The sequence below is a fragment of the Flavobacterium sp. genome (assembly GCF_049318185.1).
Lineage (GTDB): Bacteria > Bacteroidota > Bacteroidia > Flavobacteriales > Flavobacteriaceae > Flavobacterium.
On record NZ_JBMOGV010000137.1, the window covers coordinates 1 to 4,525 of the forward strand.

2 protein-coding genes are annotated in these 4,525 nt (G+C 35.0%); one reads left to right on the plus strand and one right to left on the minus strand.

Annotated elements, in window-relative coordinates; all coding sequences use genetic code 11:
- Positions 1-486 precede the first annotated feature (486 nt).
- The gene (gene hutH, locus ACOYLT_RS10235; RefSeq protein WP_422853750.1) at positions 487-1,989 is read right to left on the minus strand and encodes a histidine ammonia-lyase; all 1,503 of its coding nucleotides are present in this window, start codon (positions 1,987-1,989) and stop codon (positions 487-489) included.
- Between the two features lie 395 nt (positions 1,990-2,384).
- Here hutH and thrA point away from each other — a divergent pair.
- A partial coding sequence (thrA, locus tag ACOYLT_RS10240) for a bifunctional aspartate kinase/homoserine dehydrogenase I (protein WP_422853751.1) occupies positions 2,385-4,525 on the plus strand: 2,141 nt, incomplete at its 3' end.

Sequence of the window (4,525 nt, forward strand, 5' to 3'; positions counted from 1 at the left end):
TAACTTGTATATATACTCAGTTTTTTGTTATTTAGTTGAGCAAAGCCATCTATTTTATATAGCTATGCTCAACATTTGTTGTGTATTATTTTTTTACAAATCATCAAATGGTCTTTTAATTAACTGCTTTTCCCTCTTACGCTCCCCAGTTTTCGGCTACCTTGTTCATTCTTCCAATTTGCGGTTCTAAACCTCAAAATTAGCGTTCGGAAACCCAAATTATTAATACAAAACCACAACCGAGGGTTTATTTACTCACGTGATATTTATACTTTTTTTATAATAAATAAACTTCGCTAAAAGTATAACCTTATTAACTAATTCTATTTCATCTAGATTAAAAAATGAATTAATACAGCTTAAAAAATAATAGGCCCAAGAGGGGCAAAAAGCAAGTTGGCACGAGTGGTTCGTGCTAGTGTATTTGGTATTAAAAAAAGGAAAGCCCACGCGATAGGATCAATAGGCAGGCAAAGGATATATTGGTTAGTCTTCCAAATCAATATAAAAAGTATTCAAAAATGCTACCGAGTTTTCTATGTCATAATGCAGAATTCGGTCTTCTTTCACCAAAGGCACTTCGGCTCTATAAGATTTCAAGAACATTTCAATAAAGCTACTAGACTGTAGTGGTCTTCTAAACTCAATAGCCTGTGAGGCATTCATTAATTCTATGGCTAAAATGCGTTCCAAGTTTTCCATGATGCGCAAACATTTAGTGGCAGCATTCGCCCCCATAGAAACGTGGTCTTCTTGTCCGTTGCTAGAAACAATGCTATCTACACTGGCTGGTGTTGCCAATTGTTTATTTTGACTCGCAATACTGGCAGCGGTATATTGTGGTATCATAAATCCAGAATTCAATCCGGGGTTGTCTATCAAGAAAGGAGGCAAACCTCGTAAACCTGCTATTAATTGGTAGGTTCTTCTTTCGGAAATACTGCCCAATTCTGCCAATGCAATTGACAAGAAATCTAAGGCTAATGCCAAAGGTTGTCCGTGAAAATTGCCACCGGAAATAATCACATCTTCGCTACTAAAAATATTTGGATTATCGGTAACCGAGTTGATTTCGGTTTTGAATACTTTTTTGGCATAATCAATAGCATCTTTGGAAGCGCCATGCACTTGAGGAATACAACGGAACGAATAGGGGTCTTGCACGTGTTGTTTTTCTTGTGCTATGATTTGGCTGTCTTCTAGCAAATCGGTTATACGTTTGGCGGTTACAATTTGCCCTTTGTGTGGGCGTACATAATGAATTAATTCGTTGAAAGGTTCTATACGTCCATCAAATCCTTCTAAAGAAATAGCCGAAATCACATCAGCCAAATAGGAGAATTTCATCGATTTTAGTAAAACATAACAGCCATATGCACTCATGAATTGCGTGCCGTTTAACAAGGCCAAACCTTCTTTGGATTGCAACACAATAGGTTGCCAATTAAAATGTTTTAAAACTTCGGAAGCATGTATTTTTCTTCCTTCAAAATTCACCTCGCCTTCTCCTAATAACGGTAAAGATAAATGAGCTAAGGGTGCCAAATCGCCACTAGCTCCCAACGAACCTTGCGTATATATTACGGGTAAAATAGCATTGTTGTAAAAATCAACTAAACGCTCCACCGTTTGCAATTGAACTCCCGAATGACCATAACTCAAACTTTGAATTTTGAGCAAAAGCATTATCTTTACAATCTCACTTGGCACTTCATCGCCAGTGCCACAAGCATGTGATTTAACCAAATTGGATTGCAGTTGCGATAAATTTTCATTAGAAATTTTCACATTACACAACGACCCAAATCCGGTATTAATGCCATAAATGGGCGCATCGTTGGAAGCCATTTTTTGGTCTAAATAGTCCCTACTCTTTTGAATGTTGATTTTAGCTTCTTCTGATAGAGAAAGGGATTTATGTTGAGAAATAATTTCTTGTAAAGTCTCTAAACTCAATACTTCAGTGCTGATATAATGCGAATGGTCCATTGGATGTTTGTAAATTGAGCTCAAAAATCTATAAACAATAGCTAAAAAACAAGTTTTGTTACTACTATTTTATTGAGAAATCAATAATTAAAGCGTATCAAAACTAAAAAAAATAATAGTTTTTTTGACTGATATCTATTATACTGCGATATTCATAAAAATAATAGCAAAGCTTTTTTAATAAACAAAAAGTAGTATTTTTGAAAATTATGTGGTACAAAAAGGACATATTTTCTTTAGCAACAATAACTAATACGTTAGTTGTAACTACTATTGCTACCACAACAACTACAACCCCTGTTGGGGTATAAATATTTCATATAATCCCTTTTAGGTTCTTTCCATGACGAGAGAGAAAAAATAATGACTTATATTTCCAATAAAAAAATAAAATTATGATAGTATTAAAATTTGGCGGTACCTCAGTAGCCAATGCAACTAATATCTCAAAAACTATAGCAATTGTTACACGTAAAAGTAAAGAAAGCAAACTCGCTGTTGTGGTTTCTGCTTTTAGTGGCGTAACCGATTTACTCATTTTAGCAGGTAAAACAGCAGCGTCAAAAGATAAAAATTATAATGACATTGTTAGTCAAATAGACCAAAAACATAAAGACGCTATAAAGGAATTAATTCCTTTGAGCGATCAGCGTGACATCATCGAAAAAATTAACCATGAAATTAATTTGTTAAAAACCTTATTAGACGGTTGTTTTCTTTTGGGCGAAATATCCAATAGAACTGCAGATATCATTGCGGGTTTTGGTGAATTATTATCTTCTCAAATTATTGGGGTTGCCCTGAAACAAAAAGTGAGCAACTCCGCTTTCAAAGACAGTCGCGAAGTAATTAAAACGAATTCCAATTTTGGTAAAGCTACTGTTGACTTTGAGATCACAAATCAATTAATTGCGGACTATTTTAAAAACAATGCGTATCAAGTGGTACTTTTCCCAGGATTTATTGCTTCATCCCTCGATGGCAATACGACAACCCTTGGTCGTGGGGGTTCCGATTATACGGCAGCTATAATTGCGGCAGCTGTAAAAGCTTCTGTATTAGAAATATGGACAGATGTTAACGGCATGTTCACCGCAAATCCAAAGAGTGTAAAACAAGCCCAACCGATAGAAACTATTTCCTATCAAGAAGCCATGGAATTATCACATTTTGGAGCAAAAGTATTGTATCCGCCAACCATTCAGCCCGTTTTAAAAGACAGTATTCCCATTTTTATCAAAAATACTTTTGAACCTGAAGCTTATGGTACTTTAATTTCTAACAATCCAGAAGCTACAAGTAATCCAATTAAAGGCATTTCGCATATAGATAAAATTGCATTACTTACACTTGAAGGTTCTGGAATGATAGGTGTGGCAGGTTCGTCTAAAAGACTTTTTGAAGTATTGTCTAATGAAAGTATCAATGTTATTTTCATCACTCAAGCTTCATCTGAACATTCAATATGTATAGGTATTCTAAATGCCGATGCCGAAAGAGCTAAAACTGCGATAGACAAAGCTTTTGAATTAGAAATTGCGCAAAACAAAATCAACCCATGTATCGTGGAGAAAGATTTATGTATCGTAGCGCTTGTAGGCGAAAGCATGAAAAACCACCAAGGTATTAGCGGAAAAATGTTTAGTACTTTAGGTAAAAATAATGTAAACATTCGTGCTATTGCACAAGGAGCTTCCGAGAGAAACATATCAGTTGTGATTAACGAAAAAGACGTTAAAAAAGCACTCAATACGCTACACGAGCGCTTCTTTGAAGATAACACCAAGCAGCTGAACTTGTTTGTAATGGGTGTTGGAAATGTAGGCGAAAAGTTCATTGACCAAATCAGTCAACAAAAAAAGTTCCTAAAAGAAAACTTGAAAATCAATGTACGCGTTATTGCTATGGCCAATTCACGAAAAATGGTTTTTGATGAAGAAGGAATCAACCTTAAAGATTGGAAAGCTACTATAGCACAAGGAGAAAATGCCAATGTAGCTGATTTCATAGCTCGTGTAAAAGACTTAAACCTACGCAATAGCATCTTTGTTGATATTACGGCTAACTATGATATTGCCAATATTTACGATAAGTTTTTGTCTCAAAACGTTGCAGTAGTTACCTGTAATAAAATCGCGTGTTCTTCTGAATACAACAACTACAAAAACCTTAAAAACTTATCTAGAAAATACAATGCCCCTTTCCTATTTGAAACCAATGTTGGAGCCGGACTTCCTATTATTGATACGCTAAAACACTTAATAGCATCGGGTGATAAAGTGAACAGAATTAATGCAGTTTTATCAGGAAGTTTGAACTTTATATTTAATAATTTCAGCGAAACCTACAACTTTCACGATGTAGTAAAAGAAGCAGGAGTTCAAGGATTTACAGAGCCTGATCCGAAAATTGATTTAAGTGGTGTAGATGTAGCTCGAAAGATATTAATTCTTATTCGTGAAAGCGGTTATGAAATGGAAATGGAAAAAATAGAAAACAATTCGTTCCTTCCAAAAGAATGTATGGAAACCACCAA